Here is a 16537-nt window from a genome sequence, read left to right as displayed (position 1 = left end):
CACCCTGGCTGGTCAGGCAGGTTGCCTTAGCGGGCTACCGTTCCGAAATGTGGACACGGGGACGTTGGTCTTCCTCATAGTCGGTGGTCTGGGCGTGGCGGTGCTCGCCGTCGGGCTGCTCGGTGGCGAGTTCCTGCATCTCGGTGACGTCAGTGCCGACGGGCCGGTGTCGGTCGAGGTGGTCGCCGGGTTCGCCGGGGCGTTCGGGTTCGCCGCGGCGATCGCCAACGAGCTGCTGGGTGCCGGCGACGCCGGCTCGGACGGCTTGCTGGGTGCCGGTCTGACGGTTGCGGCCGCCGCGATCGGCGTCGCCGCCGCGCTGCCGGCCGGCTGGCTGACGATGCGGCTGTCCCGGGCCGCCCGGGACATGCCGACAGACGGCACCCCGACCCGCGACCACCTGGTCGGCACGCTCGGCGTGGTGATCACCCCGATCCACCCCGGCGGGTACGGAGAGATCCGGGTCCGGCTCGGCGGGCAACCAGTGAAGCTGAGTGCCCGCGCTGACCAGCCGATCCCGCTCGGTGCCCAGGTCTTCGTGGTGGAAGCAGTCAGCGACACCAGCGTCGTCGTCGAGCAGACCCCCATGGTCGGTGACGACGTAACCCACTCCGCTCAGTAAGGAATCTGATGACCCCACTGCTCATCGCGATCATCGGTGCCGCGGCGCTGGTGCTCGTCCTCATCCTCTTCGTGCTCTCCCGGATCAAGGTCGCCGGCTCCAACGAGGCGTTCATCGTCACCGGCCGCAAGGGGCGCACCACCCAGGCTGTCGACGGCACCCGGTCCACTGACATGTCCGGGCAGAAGGTGGTCATGGGTGCTTCGGTGTTCGTGCTGCCGGTGGTGCAGAAACTGCAGGTGCTCGATCTGTCCAGCCGCCGGATCCACGTCGAGATCGCCGGCGCGGTCAGCAAACAGGGCATCCGGGCCAACCTGCAGGGCGTGGCGATCGTCAAGATCGGCGGTACGGAGGGTGCGATCCGCGCCGCCGCCCAGCGCTTCCTGCACCAGCAGGACGAGATCGAGGACTTCACCCGCGAGGTGCTCGCCGGTGCGCTGCGGTCGATCGTCGGCCGGCTCACCGTCGAAGAGATCATCCGGGACCGGGCAGCCTTCGCCAGCGCGGTCGCCGAGGAGGCCGAGCACTCGATGACCAACCAGGGTCTGGTGCTCGACACCTTCCAGCTGCAGGACATCATCGCCGAAGGCTCGTACCTGCAGGACCTCGGCCGACCGGAGGCCGCCCGGGTGCTCAAGGACGCCGCGATCGCCGAGGCCCGCGCCCGGCAGGCCGCCGAGCAGGAGCGGCTGCTCGCCGAGGAGGCGATCGCCGAGGCCAACCGGAACCTGTCGCTGAAGCAGGCGTCCATCCAGGCCGAGATCGACGCGGCGAAGGCCAGGTCGGCGGCGGCCGGACCACTCGCTCAGGCCGAGCGGGACCAGGCCATCCTGTCCGAGCAGCAGAAGGTCGCCGAGCGCAACGCCGAGCTGAAGGAACGCCAGCTCGACACCGAGGTCCGCAAGCCGGCCGACGCCGCCCGCTACCGGGTCGAGCAGGAGGCCGAGGCGGCTCGCAGCGCTGCCGTGCTGGCCGCCGACGCCGAACGGCAGGCGACGATCGCCGGGGCGCAGGCCTCCGCCGAGCAGGCCCGGCTCACCGGTGAGGGCGAGCGGGCCCGCCGGGCCGCGCTGGCTGAGGCGAACGCCATCGAAGGCGCCAAGGAGGGCGAGGCCGAGCAGCGGCGGCGCAGCGCGATCGCCGACGCCGTCGAACGGGAAGGCGCCGCCGAGGCGTCCGCGATCCTGGCCCGCGGCGAGGCGGAGGCTCAGGCGATGGCCCGCAAGGCCGAGGCGTTCGCCGCGTACGGCGAGGCCGCCGTGCTGGACCTGCTGGTCAAGGTGCTGCCGCAGGTGGTCGAGGCAGCGAGTGCCCCGATGGGCTCGATCGACAAGATGACGGTGATCTCCACCGACGGCGCCTCGTCGCTGGCCAAGTCGGTGGCCAGCAACGTGGCGCAGGGTCTGCAGCTCGGCAACGACCTGACCGGGATCGACCTGGCCGGCATGCTGGCCAAGCTGGGTGGCGGGGCCGAGCCGGCCAACGGCGGGCGCACTGCGCGCAGGCCACTGACCGGTTCCGCGAGCGACACCGGCGCGGACCAGGGCTGACCGATCCTCGCCGCCGACGGGCCCGGGAGTCGTCCCGGGCCCGTGGTGTGGTTACCGCCGTCATCGCCACGATCGACGTCGACGCGGTGGGCACCGACGGTCAGCGCTTGGACATCTCCGCGGTGTAGAGCGTCGTGCGCTGCGTCATGGTGTCGCCGTCGCACTGGTAGCTGGCCGGGTCGAACTCGACGAGCAGGGCCTGGCTCTCCGAGCCGACACCCGGGGCGCTCAACGTGACCGTGCCGTCCGCGTCGACGTCGCTGAAGGAGACCGTGCCCTCCAGGGCACGGAAGCGGTAGGTGACCCGTCCGCTGATGGTGAGGGTGACGACGGTCCCGGCTACGAATCCTTCGAAGGTGGTGCCGTCGCCGTAGTCGGTGGTGCCCGATCCGTCCTCGCGCAACTCGACCCGGGCACCGGGCCCGACGCCGGTGAACCTGGTCTTGCCGAACGGCTCTTCCAGCGCGATGTCCTCCTCGTACGAGTCCACCTGCCAGGTGCCGACCACGCAGGGGTCGACCAGCGGCGGCGAGGCGTCCCTCGGGGTCGGCAACGCGCTGGAAGTCGAGGACGCCCTGGAAGTCGGGGAGACACTCGGATCGGCCGTGACCCGGGTGTCGTCGCCAATGCCGCGGACCGCGATCACCACGCCGATCGCCGCCACCAGCACGATGAACGTCGCGCCGAGGGCCACCAGCGGGACCAGGTAGGACCGGCCCCGGTCGGGCGGCTGCGGCGCCATCGGGTAGCCCGGATAGCTCGGCGCACCGCTGCCCGGGTAGCCGGGCGGCGCACTGCCGGGGTAGCTCGGTGCCCCGCTGCCGGGGTAGACCGGTGCCGGCGTCTGCTGCGGCGGGTAGCCGGGGTGGCCGGTCTGGCTGGGCGGGACGCCGCGGAACGTGCCGCACTGGAGGCAGTAGCCGGCCTGGTTGACGGACACACCGCCGCAGACCGCACACGGCTGCATCTGGGCCCTCCCGGTTGATCAGCTGTCGGTGGCGCGCGACCGCCAGCAAGATCGCCGCACCGTCCGTCCTGCGACGGTAGTCGAGCGGCACAACGCCCGGTAACCACCGGTTCGGGCGCGGCGGGTGGCTAACCGGCGTCGGGCAGGATCCCTTCGGCCCGTGCCCACCGGAGCAGCTCCGCCTCGGCCTCGTCGCGGTCCAGCGGGCCGCGCTCCAGACGGGTCTCCTTGAGGTGCCGCCAGGCCCGGCCGACGACCGGTCCCGGCGGTACGCCGAGCAGTTCCATGATCGCGTTGCCGTCCAGGTCCGGCCGGACCCGGGCCAGATCCTCCTCGGCCTGAAGCCGGGCGATCCGCTCCTCCAGCGCGTCGTAGTCGGCGGCCAGCGCGGCGGCCTTGCGCCGGTTGCGGGTGGTGCAGTCGGACCGGGTCAGTTTGTGCAGTCGGGGCAGCAGGTCCTCGGCGTCGGTGACGTAGCGGCGGACCGCCGAGTCGGTCCACTCGCCCCGGCCGTACCCGTAGAACCGCAGGTGCAGGCCGACCAGCTTGGCCACCTGGGTGGTGACCTCCTTGGGGTAGCGCAGCGCCTTCATCCGGTGCCGGGTCATCCGGGCACCGACCACCTCGTGGTGGTGGAAGCTGACCCGGCCGTCCGACCCGACCGCCTTGGTCGCCGGCTTGCCGACGTCGTGCATCAGCGCCGCCATCCGCAGGACGAAGTCGCAGCCGTCGCTCTCCAGCCGGACGGCGTTGCTCACCACGGTCAGCGTGTGTTCGTACACGTCCTTGTGCTGCGCGTGCTCGTCGATCTCCAGCCGCAGCCCGGACAGCTCCGGCAGGAACCGGTCGGCCAGCCCGGAATCGACCAGCAGCCGCAGTCCGGCGACCGGGTCGGCGCCGCACAGCAGCTTGCTGAACTCGTCCCGGATCCGCTCGGCGGTGATCCGGTCCAGGTCGGCCGCCATCGCGGCCATCGCCGCACGGACGTCCGGATGCACGGCGAACCGCAGCTGGGCGGCGAACCGGGCGGCCCGTAGCATCCGCAGCGGGTCGTCGCCGAACGAGTCCTGCGGCGTCCCCGGGGTCCGGATGATCTTCGCGGCCAGATCGCTGACCCCGCCGTACGGATCGGTGAACCGGTGCTCGGGCAGGCTGACCGCCATCGCGTTGATGGTGAAGTCGCGCCGCCGCAGGTCGTCGGCGAGACTGGTGCCGTAGGCGACCACCGGGTTACGGGTCACCCCGTCGTAGGCCTCCGCCCGGTAGGTGGTGATCTCCAGGGTCAGCCCACCCCGGCGGGCACCGATGGTGCCGAACTCGCGGCCGGTCTCCCAGATCGCTTCCGCCCAGCCTTTGAGCACCGCCAGGGTCTGGTCCGGGTGGGCGTCGGTGCAGAAGTCCAGGTCGCTGCCGAGCCGGCCGAGCAGCGCGTCGCGGACCGAGCCGCCGACCAGGTGCAGCTCGTGGCCGGCGGCGGCGAACCGGTTGCCGAGCTCGTCGGCGACCGGGGAGACCCGGAGCAGTTCGGCGACGGCGTTGCGTTGCACGGCGGTCAGATCGCCCGGAGTCGCCGCAGTGGGCGACTCGGCGGTGGCGCGAGGCGCGGAGGTTTCGGACATGGGATCGCCAGACTAGCCGCTGTGGCCGTCGCCGCCCCCGCCGGGCAGGATGAGTCACCGTGCCGATTCCCGAGCCGCTGGCCAGCCTGACCACCGATCCGGCCTTCTGGGCGGCGTACCTGCCGCCGGTGGACGAACCCGCACCGGCCCATCACGCGCAGACCCGGGTGGTGCTGCCCGTCGCCGACGGCTACGGCCTGGTGCTGGAGATCGATCTCGGGTACGGCGAATGCCTGCTCGGCCTGCGCCAGCCGGCGGCGACCGAGCCGTTGCCGCTGGCCCGGCTGGATCCGGGCCGGCCGTACGCGGCGGTGCTGCGCTGGGCGGAGCTGGACCTGATCGGCCGGCTGCTCGCCCTGGACGATCCGGCGTGGCCGCATCCCGGTCTGCTGGTGGCGCTGCTGCACCGGTACGCACCACCGGCCGGTGACCCGGCGGAGGCGGACCGGTCCGCCGCCATGCTGGCCACCGCACTGCGCGCGCTACGCCGTGACGACCCGCCGGTCACCGACGGCCGGGCGGCAGCTGATGGCCGAGCGACCACTGGCGACGGCCCGGCGGGCGGCCCGGACGGTGCCGACGCGGCGGCCGGGGCGACGCCGGGTCCGGTGCAGCCGCCGCTGGAGCTGTTCGCCGACCCGTCCTGGTGGCCGGCACCGGCCACGGTCGACCCCCGGATCCTCGACGACGAGTCGGTGGCCCGGCAGGTGCGCGACCATCTCGACCATGGTGCCCGGACGCACTGGCGGTACGCCGCCGGCTGGGGCTGGGTGGCCGCCGGGCAGCCGGACGGCCCCGGCGCACCGGCCCGCGTCCTCGGTGCCGAGTCCTTTCCGTTCGACGAGGTCACCGAGTTGGTACGCCGGGCGGCGGCCCGGCACCGCCGGCTGCTCGACACTCCGTGGCGTACCCCGGCCGTCGCCGAACTGGCCCGGCAGGCCCGCGACACCGGCGACCTGACGGCGGTGCCGGTGCTCGGTCGGGCGCTGGCCGACGCCGGCTGTGACCATCCGACCGTGCTGGACGCGCTGACCGAGCCGGTGGTGCCGGCCGAGGCCGCCTGGGTGGTCGACGCACTGTCGGGCATCGTCCCGGCCGAAGACGACGGCCGATAGGCTCGAGCCTGCGTCCGGCGCGGCGGTTCCGGCGTACCGGCGGGGTGGAGGTCCGATGAGTGGCGGGTTGTACCGGAGCACGAACGCCGACCCCGGTCGGGGCGGCCCGGAGCCGGACGGCGCCACGCTGATCTCCGTCGGACCGGGCGGCCAGCCGGTGGTGGAGTCGACCGCGCCACCGTCCGAGCCGCCGGCGGCCATGCCGGACCCGGCGGTGCAGGAGCCGCAGGAGGGCGGCAGCGCCGCCACCAACAGCGCGGTCATGGCGCTGGGCAGCCTGGTCAGCCGGGGCACCGGCTTTCTGCGGACCCTGGTGCTGGCGGCGGCGCTCGGCGGATCGCTGGTCGGCAACGCCTACACCACGGCGCAGATCTTCCCCGGCATGGTCTACGAGTTCCTGCTCGGCGGGATCCTGACCAGCGTCCTGGTGCCGGTGCTGGTGCGCCGACGCAAGTCGGACCCGGACCGGGGTCAGGCGTACGCGCAGCGGCTGCTGTCGCTGGCGGTGCTGGCGCTGGCCGTCGCCACCCTGGTCGCGATGGCCGCAGCGCCGCTGCTGACGCTGCTCTACTCCAGTGACCGCACCACGGAGGAGTTCCGTGACCTGGTCACTCTGCTGTCGTACCTGATGTTGCCGATGATCTTCTTCACCGGGTTGTCGGCGCTGGTCAGCGCGTTGTTGAACACCCGGGGGCACTTCGCGGCCCCGATGTGGGCGCCGATCCTCAACAACCTGGTGGTGATCGCCACCCTGGGCACGTACATCGCGATCTTCGGCGCCCGGATCATCGAACCGGACGAGATGACCCCCGGCCGGATCGTGCTGCTCGGCGGCGGCACCCTGCTCGGCGTGGTGGTGCAGGCCGCCGGTCTGGTCCCGGCGCTGCGCAAGGTCGGTTTCCGGTGGCGCTGGCGGTTCGACTTCCGCCAATTGGGCCTCGCCGAACTGGGTCGGCTCGGGGTCTGGATGTTCTGCTACGTGGCGGTCAGCCAACTCGGCCTGGTGGTGGTGTTCAACCTGCTGAACCGGGCGGGCGACGAGGACGAAGCCGGCCCGCTGATCTACAACAACGTGTTCCTGCTGTTGATGATGGCGCACGGCATCGTCGCCGTCTCGGTGATCACCGCGCTGATGCCGCGGATGAGCTCGGCCGCCGCCGACGGCCGCTACTCGGACATGGCCGTCGACCTGGCGCGCGGCACCCGGACGGTGACCGCAGTGCTCGCGCCGATCGCCGTCTGTTACGCGGTGCTGGCCACCCCGGTTTCCTTCGCCCTGTTCCGGTACGGCGCGTTCGACACCGAAGCCGCCGACGCCACCGCCGTGGTGCTGCTGGCGGCGGCGGTCGCCCTGGTGCCGTTCGCGGTCAGTCAGTTGTTCACCTTCGGCTTCTACGCCCTGCCGGACACCCGCACCCCGGCGTTGATCAACATCCCGGTGGTGGCGCTGCGGATTCTCGTCCAGATCGGGTTGTTCGTCGCCCTGTCGGTACAGTTCGCGGCGGCCGGCCTGATGATCGGCAACGGGGTCTCGTACCTGGCGGCGGCGGTGCTGTCGGCCTGGTTGCTGCGTCGCAGGGTCGGTCGGATCGGGTTCGGCGGCATCATGGTCACCTTCGGCAAGGTGGCGCTGGCTGCCGGCGGCGCCGCCCTGGCCGGGTGGCTGGTCGTCACGCTGCTGCCCGGTGGCGACACGCCGAGCCAGCCGTTGGCGATCCTGCAGCTCGTGGTCGGCGGTGCCGCCGTCGGGCTGGTCTACCTCGGGTTGGCGGTGGTCCTGCGGATCCGCGAGATCGTCGACGTGCTGGCGATGGTGCGCCGTCGCCTCGGCCGCTGACTGGCGAGATCAGCCTGTGGATTGACCTGTGGATAACCGGGTTGGACACGCTCGACACCAGGTCAGCGCCTGTGGATAACTCAGAACCAGGATCCTCGTTACGGGCGGTGTCGGAGTCTCGGTGGCCCCGGTCGCGGTGGGCTGTCGGGCAGGCGGTCTTGGTTCGCTGTCGCGGCGGGCTGGGAGCGGCACCCGGGCGGTACAACGTATATTTGCGATGGAGGTTATGCGTCCGGGCCAGTGCCACGCCCGATAGCTACTCACCGGCCGGGCGTGCGGCTGGCCGCACGGGCAGGGCGGCAGTGACCGGATCCGGTCGGCGTGGGTCCGCCCGACGGCAGGTCGACCCCCGGTCGGCATTGCGAGAGCTGCGGGAAGCTGACATGTTGGTGTTGCCGCAACGCAGGTAAGGTCGTTCTGGACGGATACGTGCGACACCGGGCCGCGAACGCTGGCGTCCCGCCGATGCCGGCCGGCCGGTGCCGGCCGCATGACGACCAGCACGACAATGAGCAATCAGCAGGACAACCGGACAACCGGCAGAACACCGGACGACCAGCACCAGGGTTCGACCGAGACGATCAACAGGGAGGACGGGTGACCCAGGTCGGCGAAGGCCAAGAGGCGGACGAGGTCAGTCCGCCGATGATGGCCTTCGATGCGCCCTCCGCCGGCGAGATCCTCGCCGAGCGATACCAGCTGGCTCAGCACGTCAACAACGACAGTGCGGGCCGGCAGGTCTGGCGTGGGGTCGACGTGGTGCTGCGCCGTCCGGTCGCGGTGGTGCTGCGCTACCCCGGTGGCGATTCCGCCATGGAGATGCTGCAGGCCGCGGTACGGGCCAGTCGGGTCATCCACTCCAATCTGGTCGGCGTCTACGACGCCATCGACGAGGGGCAGCGGGCCTACGTGGTCCGCGAGTGGGTTGAGGGTGACTCGCTGCGCGAGGTGATCGCCACCGGCGGTCCGTTGGACGCGGCCCGGGCCACCATGATCGCCCACTCGGTCGCCTCCGCCATCGCTGCGGTGCACGCCACCGGCATGGTGCACGGCAACATCCACCCCGGCACGGTGATGATCGGCCACGACGGCCGGGTGGTGCTGGCCGACGCGCGGGCCGACAGCTCCGACACCTACGAAACCGACATCCGGGCGATCGGCGGAGTGCTCTACTTCGCGATGACCGGACACTGGCCGCAGCACGAGGCCGGCAGCACCGCGCTGCCGGACGCGGTCCGGGACGCGACCGGGGCGGTCGCCGCCCCCCGCCAGGTGCGCTCCGGGGTGCCGGCGTACCTCGACGACCTGACCATGGACCTGCTCGACCCGCGGCTCGCGCTGCCCACCTCCGAGGTGCTCGCCGCCGAGCTGGGCCGGCTCGACGCCAGCACCGAGGAGCACTACCTCGACAGCGTCGGGCCGCTGCGGTTCTCGGCGGCCGACGACGAGCCGACCGGCACCCCACTGGCGTCCCGCCGCAAGATCGCCGCCGGTGTCGCCGGCCTGCTGGTCATCGCGGTGACCGGGCTGTATTTCGGGATCAGCGCGCTCGGCAACGGCGGTGACGGCGAGGACGGTCAGCCGACACCGCCGCAGACCCAGGTGACCTCGACCCCGGGCCCCACCGAGACCAGTGCCCCCGCCCAGCCACAGCCGATCGCCCTCTCCGGCGACCAGGTCCGCATCGTCGACGCCGACGGTGCCCGCGACGAGCTCGACGGAGCGGAGGCCGCCGTCGACGGCGACACCAGCACCGGCTGGGAGACCGACGCCTACGAGCGCAACCCCAACTTCGGCAACCTGAAGCGGGGCATGGGGGTGCTGATCGACCTGCAGGAGCCACGGGCGGTCACCAGCGTGAAGGTCGAGCTCTCCGCGTCCGGTGCCACCGCCGAGCTGCTGGCCGGTCCGGACGACCCGGGAGCGACCCGGGAAGGCGACGACGAGATCCTCGAGACGTTCACCGACCGGATCGGCGCCCGATTCGAGAACGCCGACGGTGCGACCCTCACCTTCAGCGGGTTCTCGCCCGACGAGACCTACCAGTACCTCCTGGTGTGGATCACCAAGCTGCCTCCGATCGGCAACGACAAGTACCAGATCGGCGTTCAGGAGATCACGGTCGAGGGGCCATGACCGGACGCCGGGCCGACCTCGGCGACGAGGAACTGCTCCGGGCACACGTCGACGGCGACCCGGAGGCGTTCGGCGAGTTGGTACGGCGGCACCAGGACCGGCTCTGGGCGGTTGCCCTGCGTACGCTCAGCGACCGCGAGGAGGCCGCCGACGCGCTGCAGGACGCGCTGCTGTCGGCGCACCGCGCGGCCGCCCGGTTCCGGGGCGACGCGGCGGTCACCACCTGGCTGCACCGGGTCGTGGTCAACGCGTGCCTGGACCGGGTGCGCCGCCGCAAATCCCACCCCACGGTGCCGCTGCCCGACGGTGGCCGGGACGACGACGGCGTACGCGGCACCGAGCCGGCGGCACCCCCGGTCGATCACGACACCGCGCTGGTCGTTCGCCAGGCGCTGGCCGAGCTGCCGGCGGAACAGCGGGCCGCGCTGATCCTGGTCGACGTGCAGGGCTACCCGGTCGCCGACGCGGCGGTGATGCTCGGCGTCGCCGAGGGCACGGTGAAGAGCCGCTGCGCCCGGGGGCGGGCCCGGCTGGCCGGGCTTCTCGGGCATCTGCGGCCGCAGCGGGCGAACGCGCAGGTGGCACCGCCACGCGCCCAGGTGTCGTCGCTCACCCCACGGAACCCGCAGCGGCTCGACGACGTCCCATCAGGGTCCGCACGTGGCGACGGTGGCAAGGAGGAACGGTGACCGCCGACCGGTTCCAGGAGGTCGATCGAGAGCTGCTCGCCGACTACGTCGGCGGGGCGCTCGACGGCACCCCGGACGAGGTCGCCGTGGCCCGGCTGATCTCAGAGCGGCCGTCCTGGCGGGCGGCCCACGACGAGCTGGTCGAGGCCACCCAGCTGGTCCAGACGATGCTCGCCGAGTGGGGCAGCGTCGTCGAGCCGATCCCACCCGACGTCGCCGACCGGGTGCACGCCGCCCTGGCTGCCGAGCCGCTACCGCAGCCGGCCCCGGACCCGACCATCAGCCCGGACCTGGCGACCGTCGCGGCACCGGTGCCGCTGGCGGCGGCCCGGGTACGGCGGGAGCGCCGCCGCTGGCAGCGGTACGCCGCTCCGATCACCGTCGCGGCGGCCGCCGTGGCGTTCGCCGGGCTCGGGGTCGGCCAGCTGCTCGGTGCCGGGTCCGCCGACGACTCGAGCACCACGGCGGGTAGCGCGCCGGACGGTGCCGACAGCGCCGAAAGCCAGCAGAGCGCCGAGACCCGGCAGGATGACCAGCCGGGCACGATGATGGACGCCTCCGCACCGCGGCTGCTGGCCAGCGGCACCGACTACCAGCGGGCGACGATCGTCCCAGCGTTCGAGGCCGTCGGGCGCAGCGGTGTCGACGGGGGGCAACCGGCGGCCGGCGAGGACACCGTACTGCAGGAGTCGCCTGCCTCGACGGCGCTGGCCAGGCTCGCCGACCCGGCCGCGCTGGCCGACTGCGTGGCCGCGGTGACCGCCGAGCACGGCAACGGCGGCCTCGGCGTTGACCTGGTGGACTTCGCGGCGTTCGAAGGAGAACCAGCGCTGGTCCTCTCGTTCAGCGACAGCTTCGGTGCCAGCTGGATCTGGGTGAGCGGCACCGGCTGCGGTACGCCCGTGGCCGGCGCGGACACCCGGTACTCGGCACAGGTAGGGTGACTCTGCCGGCCGCGTGACGTGGGACACGCGGCACCGGAGCGGGATTACCCACCGGCTCCGCGGCGTTGTGGTCAACGGTCGCCGTTGGGCAGAAATCAGACTTTGGGAGTCGGCAGTGGACGAGGTCCGCAACCTGATCATCATCGGCTCGGGGCCGGCCGGTTACACCGCCGCGGTGTACGCCGCACGCGCCAACCTGCGCCCAGTTGTCATCGAGGGGGTGCAGTCCGGCGGGGCGCTGATGACCACCACCGAGGTGGAGAACTTCCCGGGCTTCCCCGACGGCATCATGGGTCCGGAGTTGATGGACTCGATCCGCAAGCAGGCCGAGCGCTTCGGTGCCGAGTTCGTCACCGACGACGTGACGCGGGTCGAGTTGGCCGACACCGGCACCCCGGGCACCACCGAGGCCAGCACCGTGTACGTGGGCGAAACCGGCTACCGGGCCAAGGCGGTCATCCTGGCCACCGGCTCCGCGTGGCGTCCCTTGAACGTCCCCGGTGAGCAGGAGTTCCTCGGCCACGGGGTCTCCTCCTGCGCGACCTGTGACGGCTTCTTCTTCCGAGGGCAGCACGTCGTGGTGGTCGGCGGTGGCGACTCGGCGATGGAGGAGGCCACATTTCTCACCCGGTTCGCCGAATCGGTGACCATCGTGCACCGCCGCGACGAGTTCCGGGCCAGCCAGATCATGGCGGCCCGCGCGCTCGGCAACGAGAAGATCCGGGTGGAGTGGAACAGTGTCGTCGAGGAGATCCTCGGCGCCGACGGTAAGGTCTCCGGAATCCGGCTGCGTAACACGCACACCGGCGAGTCCCGGACCCTCGACGTCACCGGGGTCTTCGTCGCGATCGGTCACGACCCGCGGAGCGAGATGTTCCGCGGCCAGGTGGAGCTCGATGAGAACGGCTACGTGCTGGTCGACTCGCCGAGCACCCGGACCAGCGTGCCGGGCGTGTTCGCCGCCGGTGACCTGGTCGACCACACCTACCAGCAGGCGATCACCGCTGCCGGCAGCGGTTGCGCGGCGGCGCTCGACGCCGAGCGTTACCTCGCCACACTCGAAGAGGTCTGACCGCCGGCGCACCGGCGGTCGAGGAGGAGGATTTTCCGTGGGAGCTACCCGAGCGGTCACCGAGGCCAGCTTCGCCACCGATGTACTCATGTCCGACAAGCCGGTGCTGGTGGACTTCTGGGCCGAGTGGTGCCAGCCGTGCCGCAAGGTCGCACCGCTGCTCGAGGAGATCGCCACCGAGATGGGGGACAAGGTGTCGATCGTCAAACTGAACATCGACGAGAACCCGGAGATCGCCCGCCGGTACCGGGTGATGTCGGTTCCCACGCTCACCGTATTCAAGGCCGGTGAGCCGGTGCAGTCGGTGGCCGGTGCCCGGCCCAAGGGCGACCTGGTCAAGCTGATCGAGTCGGCCTTCTGAACCTCAGCGGGGGCTGCCCCGCGCGGCAAAGAGGACCAGCCGGTCCCACCCGTCGGGTGGGACCGGCTGGTCCGTTCCGGGCTGATCGTCCGGACACCGGGGGCTCCCCGTACGGTCCGCTTCGCCGCAACCCGGGTACGGGCACCTGCCGGCCGGGTTACGCTCCGGATCGTCCGCGCCTGCAGGGGGGAGGTCCACGTCCCGTGCGCCCGATCCGCCGTGACGATCAGGGTCCCGCCGTGGCCGAGATCCGCTCCATCCTGGTCAACCTGGAGCTGCTCGAGCCGACCCCGCGGGCCGACGTCTTCGACGCCCGCACCGAGCACGCCGTACGCGCCTTCCAGCAGCTCCGTGGCCTGAGCATCGACGGCCGGGTGGGCGCCGAGACCTGGCGGGCGTTGGACGCCGCCCGCTGGCGGCTCGGTGACCGGGCGCTATACCACTCGATACCGCAGCCGCTGGTCGGCGAGGACGTCCGGGCGCTGCAGGAACGGCTGCTGGAGATGGGCTACGACGTGGGCCGCGCCGACGGCGTGTACGGCGGGCGCACCGCCCGCTCCGTCACCCAGTTCCAGCGGGAGGTGGGACTGACCGCCGACGGTAGCTGCGGGCCGTACACCATGCACGCGATGCGCAGGTTGGGCCGCAAGGTGGTCGGCGGGCGCCCGCAATGGCTGCGGGAAGCGGACGCGTTCCGCGAGTCCGGCCCCAACCTGGTGGGCAAGACGATCGTCATCGACCCCGGCCACGGCGGACCCGATCCCGGTGTGGTGATCATCGACAGCGGCCGGCGCTGGTCCGAGGCGGAGCTGGCGTACGACCTCGCCGCCCGGTTGGAGGGGCGGCTGGCGGCAGCCGGGATGCGGGTGCATCTCACCCGAGGTCCGGCCACCACCTCGGTGCTCAGCGATCCCGCGCGCACCCAACTGGCCAACGACGTCAACGCGGACCTGTTCATCTCCCTGCACGTCGACGGGCACGCCAACCCGGCCGCCGACGGGGTGGCCACCTACCACTACGGCACCGGCAACGGGGTCACGTCAACGGTCGGCGAGCGGCTGGCCGGGCTGGTGCAACGGGAGATCGCGGTACGTACCGGCCTGCGCGACTGCCGGGTCCACGCGAAGAGCTGGGAGTTGCTACGGCTGACCCGGATGCCGGCGGTACGGGTGGACGTGGGTTATCTGACCTGCTCGGCCGATCGGGCCCGGCTGATCCGGCCCGGGTTCCGCGACCAGGTGGCCGAGGCGCTGGTCGCCGCGGTGCAGCGGATGTACTACCCGGTGGAGCTGGACGTTCCGACCGGGTCGATCGACGTACACACGCTGCGGGCGGTGGTCGACGCGACGGCGGAGGGCTGAACCTCGTCAGTCAGTTCGTCGCCGCGCGGGTGGCCGGGCGCAGCAGACTCTCCGGAGTCATCGAGCCGAGCAGCTTCTCCAGGGCGTACTCGACGTCCGACTTCCACGACAACGCGGTCCGCAACTCCAGCCGTAGCCGGGGGAACCGGGGGTGCTGCCGGACCGTCTTGAAGCCCACCGACAGGTAGAAGTCGGCTGGGGCGAGACAGCCCCGACCGGCCGTCTCCTCCGGGTCGGCGGTGGCGTCGCCGAACGCCTCGATCGCCTTGATGCCCCGTTTGGTGAGATCCCGGGCCACGCCCTGCACCAGCATCCGCCCGAGGCCACCGCCGGCGAACGGCTGCACCACGTGCGCCGTGGTCAGCAGGACCGCGTCGGCGGAGACCGGGGACGTCGGGAACGCCATCGACCTCGGCAGGTAGGCCGGCGGCGCGTACATCACGAAACCGGCCGGCATGCCGTCGACGTAGGCGAGCTTGCCGCAGGAACCCCACTCCAGGAGGGTCTGGGAGACCCACGCCTCCTTCTCCAGTGCCGGGTCGCCGGAGGCCCGGGCGCGGTCGGCCGCCACCGGATCGAGCTCCCAGAAGACACACCGCCGACAGGACCTGGGCAGCTCCTCCAGCGTGTCCAGCGTCAGACTGACCAGACGTCGCGACATTGGCGATCCCCCACCACCGAACCGGTCAAGCGTTGAAACCCGCCGAGCTTCACCACGCGCCGTCTCCTGTCCCCAACGAGCGATCGTACGCCGCAACCTCGCGTCAGGGGAGAGGTCGGGCGTCCGGTCGCTGTCTTCGCAGGCCAATCCGGGTTCGCTGGTCCGACATGTGGTCGGTGTGGTAATGCCCACGCCGGGCGGCGACACGCCGGACTACCATCGGACGATCAGTGCGTGTCGCGGCCCGACCCGGCACCACCGGTGCGACGCATCTCGAGGTGAGGTCATGACCGGCACGACGCTCGACGACTACACCGACCGCTATGCCCGCCGGGTCCGGGGGATGACCGCCTCGGAGATCCGGGCGCTGTTCGCCGTCGCCAGTCGGCCGGAGGTGGTGTCGCTCGCTGGCGGAGCCCCGTACGTCGCCGCGCTGCCGCTGGACGCGGTCGGCGAGATGCTCGGCCGCCTCGCCGCCGAGACCGGCACCTCGACACTGCAGTACGGCATCGGCCAGGGCACCCTCGACCTGCGGGAACGGATCTGCGAAGTGATGTCGCTGTCCGGGATCGACGTCTCGTCCGGGGCGTCCCCCGAGGACGTGGTGGTGACCGTCGGCGGGCAGCAGGCCCTCGATCTGGTCGCCCGACTCTTCCTGGACCCGGGCGACGTGGTCCTCGCCGAGGGCCCCACCTACGTCGGCGCCCTCGGCGTGTTCCAGGCGGCGCAGGCCCAGGTGGTGCACGTGCCGATGGACGCCGACGGGCTGATCCCCGAGGCGCTGGAGCAGGCGATCACCGACGTGGCCCGGTCCGGCCGACGGGCGAAGTTCCTCTACACCATTCCGACGTTTCAGAACCCGGCCGGCGTGACGCTGACCGACGAGCGCCGCGACCGGGTACTCGACATCTGCGAACGCGCCGGCCTGCTGGTCGTCGAGGACGACCCGTACGGCCAGTTGAGCTTCGACGGTGAAGCGCCGGCGCCGCTGCGGGCCCGGCGCCGGCACGGTGTCTTCTACCTGAGCACCTTCTCCAAGACCTTCGCGCCAGGGCTGCGGGTCGGTTGGATTCTCGCTCCGCACGCGGTACGCGAGAAGCTGGTCATCGCCAGTGAGGCGCAGATCCTCTGCCCCAGTGCCTACGCCCAGGCCGCGGTCGCCACCTACCTGGCCACCATGCCGTGGCGCGAGCAGCTCAAGACGTACCGGGAGGTCTACCGGGAGCGGCGGGACGCGCTGCTGTCCGCGCTGACCGACCTGATGCCGGCCGGGACGACCTGGACCCGACCGAGCGGCGGGCTGTTCGTCTGGGCGTCGCTGCCGGACGGGTTGGACGCCAAAGCCATGGTCCCCCGGGCCATCGCCGCCCGGGTGGCCTACGTTCCCGGCACCGGCTTCTACGCTGACGGCTCCGGCGCCGGCAACATGCGGCTCAACTTCTCCTACCCCCCGCCCGAGCGGATCCGGGAAGGCGTCCGGCGGTTGGCCGGCGTGATGGAGCGGGAGTCGGCGATGCGTGAGGTCTTCGGACCGGTCACCGGCGGATCCGGCCGACGCCAGCGCCCCGGCGCGGACGCGCCCGGGCCTGACTTGGCATGATTC

Annotated in this window: 14 protein-coding genes; 11 read left to right on the top strand and 3 right to left on the bottom strand. The window is 72.0% G+C overall.

What is annotated here, in order from left to right:
• The first annotated feature begins 49 nt into the window (after positions 1-49).
• Positions 50-622 carry an NfeD family protein gene (locus EDC02_RS36540; protein WP_123606662.1) on the top strand — a complete coding sequence of 191 codons (573 nt, stop codon included), beginning with the start codon at positions 50-52 and terminating at the stop codon, positions 620-622.
• A gap of 8 nt (positions 623-630) precedes the next feature.
• A complete protein-coding gene (locus tag EDC02_RS36535) occupies positions 631-2172 on the top strand; it encodes a flotillin family protein (RefSeq protein ID WP_123606661.1) in 1542 nt (513 codons plus the stop codon).
• 100 nt (positions 2173-2272) lie between these two features.
• Here EDC02_RS36535 and EDC02_RS36530 read toward each other — a convergent pair whose 3' ends face one another.
• Together EDC02_RS36530 and EDC02_RS36525 are read right to left on the bottom strand one after the other, a co-directional pair.
• Positions 2273-3139, bottom strand: a complete 867-nt coding sequence (locus tag EDC02_RS36530) for a hypothetical protein (RefSeq protein ID WP_123606660.1) — start codon at positions 3137-3139, stop codon at positions 2273-2275.
• A 128-nt stretch (positions 3140-3267) separates the two neighbouring features.
• The gene (locus EDC02_RS36525; RefSeq protein WP_123606659.1) at positions 3268-4758 is read right to left on the bottom strand and encodes a CCA tRNA nucleotidyltransferase; all 1491 of its coding nucleotides are present in this window, start codon (positions 4756-4758) and stop codon (positions 3268-3270) included.
• A 59-nt stretch (positions 4759-4817) separates the two neighbouring features.
• On the opposite strand from EDC02_RS36525, the gene EDC02_RS36520 reads away from it, so the two are divergent.
• The 8 genes from EDC02_RS36520 to EDC02_RS36485 all read left to right on the top strand — a co-directional run bounded on the left by EDC02_RS36520 (position 4818) and on the right by EDC02_RS36485 (position 14273).
• The gene (locus tag EDC02_RS36520) at positions 4818-5873 is read left to right on the top strand and encodes a hypothetical protein (RefSeq protein ID WP_199758048.1); all 1056 of its coding nucleotides are present in this window, start codon (positions 4818-4820) and stop codon (positions 5871-5873) included.
• A 55-nt stretch (positions 5874-5928) separates the two neighbouring features.
• Positions 5929-7710 carry a murein biosynthesis integral membrane protein MurJ gene (gene murJ, locus EDC02_RS36515; RefSeq protein WP_123606658.1) on the top strand — a complete coding sequence of 594 codons (1782 nt, stop codon included), beginning with the start codon at positions 5929-5931 and terminating at the stop codon, positions 7708-7710.
• A 597-nt stretch (positions 7711-8307) separates the two neighbouring features.
• The gene (locus EDC02_RS36510; RefSeq protein WP_370461602.1) at positions 8308-9846 is read left to right on the top strand and encodes a protein kinase; all 1539 of its coding nucleotides are present in this window, start codon (positions 8308-8310) and stop codon (positions 9844-9846) included.
• A complete protein-coding gene (gene sigM / locus EDC02_RS36505) occupies positions 9843-10535 on the top strand; it encodes an RNA polymerase sigma factor SigM (protein WP_123606657.1) in 693 nt (230 codons plus the stop codon). The genes EDC02_RS36510 and sigM overlap by 4 nt, the downstream gene beginning before the upstream one ends.
• Positions 10532-11479, top strand: coding sequence for a hypothetical protein (locus EDC02_RS36500; protein WP_123606656.1), 948 nt, complete (start codon positions 10532-10534; stop codon positions 11477-11479). Before sigM ends, EDC02_RS36500 begins: the two co-directional genes overlap by 4 nt.
• Before the next feature lie 115 nt (positions 11480-11594).
• Positions 11595-12551 (top strand): thioredoxin-disulfide reductase, encoded by a 957-nt coding sequence (gene trxB, locus EDC02_RS36495; RefSeq protein ID WP_123606655.1) that lies wholly within the window; start codon positions 11595-11597, stop codon positions 12549-12551.
• A gap of 37 nt (positions 12552-12588) precedes the next feature.
• Positions 12589-12912 (top strand): thioredoxin, encoded by a 324-nt coding sequence (gene trxA / locus EDC02_RS36490; protein ID WP_123606654.1) that lies wholly within the window; start codon positions 12589-12591, stop codon positions 12910-12912.
• Positions 12913-13115: 203 nt separating this feature from the next.
• Complete coding sequence (locus EDC02_RS36485; RefSeq protein WP_123606653.1) at positions 13116-14273, top strand: N-acetylmuramoyl-L-alanine amidase; 1158 nt, start codon at positions 13116-13118, stop codon at positions 14271-14273.
• A gap of 10 nt (positions 14274-14283) precedes the next feature.
• On the opposite strand, the gene EDC02_RS36480 is transcribed toward EDC02_RS36485, so the two are convergent.
• On the bottom strand, positions 14284-14934 hold the full coding sequence (locus tag EDC02_RS36480; protein ID WP_123606652.1) for a GNAT family N-acetyltransferase: 651 nt from the start codon (positions 14932-14934) through the stop codon (positions 14284-14286).
• Between the two features lie 286 nt (positions 14935-15220).
• Between EDC02_RS36480 and EDC02_RS36475 the strand changes: the two genes are divergently transcribed.
• Complete coding sequence (locus EDC02_RS36475; protein ID WP_123606651.1) at positions 15221-16534, top strand: PLP-dependent aminotransferase family protein; 1314 nt, start codon at positions 15221-15223, stop codon at positions 16532-16534.
• The last annotated feature ends 3 nt before the right edge of the window (positions 16535-16537 follow it).

Origin of the sequence: Micromonospora sp. Llam0 (assembly GCF_003751085.1) — a bacterium.
Taxonomy (GTDB): Bacteria; Actinomycetota; Actinomycetes; order Mycobacteriales; family Micromonosporaceae; genus Micromonospora_E.
The sequence above is the reverse complement of the archived record's forward strand: the minus strand, read 5'-3'. Positions and strand labels throughout refer to the sequence as shown.

Coding starts and splice junctions, on each gene's coding strand:
- murJ (WP_123606658.1), top strand. CDS start 5,929: ATGAGTGGCGGGTTGTACCGGAGCACGAACGCCGACCCCGGTCGGGGC.
- EDC02_RS36480 (WP_123606652.1), bottom strand. CDS start 14,934: ATGTCGCGACGTCTGGTCAGTCTGACGCTGGACACGCTGGAGGAGCTG.
- sigM (WP_123606657.1), top strand. CDS start 9,843: ATGACCGGACGCCGGGCCGACCTCGGCGACGAGGAACTGCTCCGGGCA.
- EDC02_RS36475 (WP_123606651.1), top strand. CDS start 15,221: ATGACCGGCACGACGCTCGACGACTACACCGACCGCTATGCCCGCCGG.
- EDC02_RS36535 (WP_123606661.1), top strand. CDS start 631: ATGACCCCACTGCTCATCGCGATCATCGGTGCCGCGGCGCTGGTGCTC.
- EDC02_RS36530 (WP_123606660.1), bottom strand. CDS start 3,139: ATGCAGCCGTGTGCGGTCTGCGGCGGTGTGTCCGTCAACCAGGCCGGC.
- EDC02_RS36525 (WP_123606659.1), bottom strand. CDS start 4,758: ATGTCCGAAACCTCCGCGCCTCGCGCCACCGCCGAGTCGCCCACTGCG.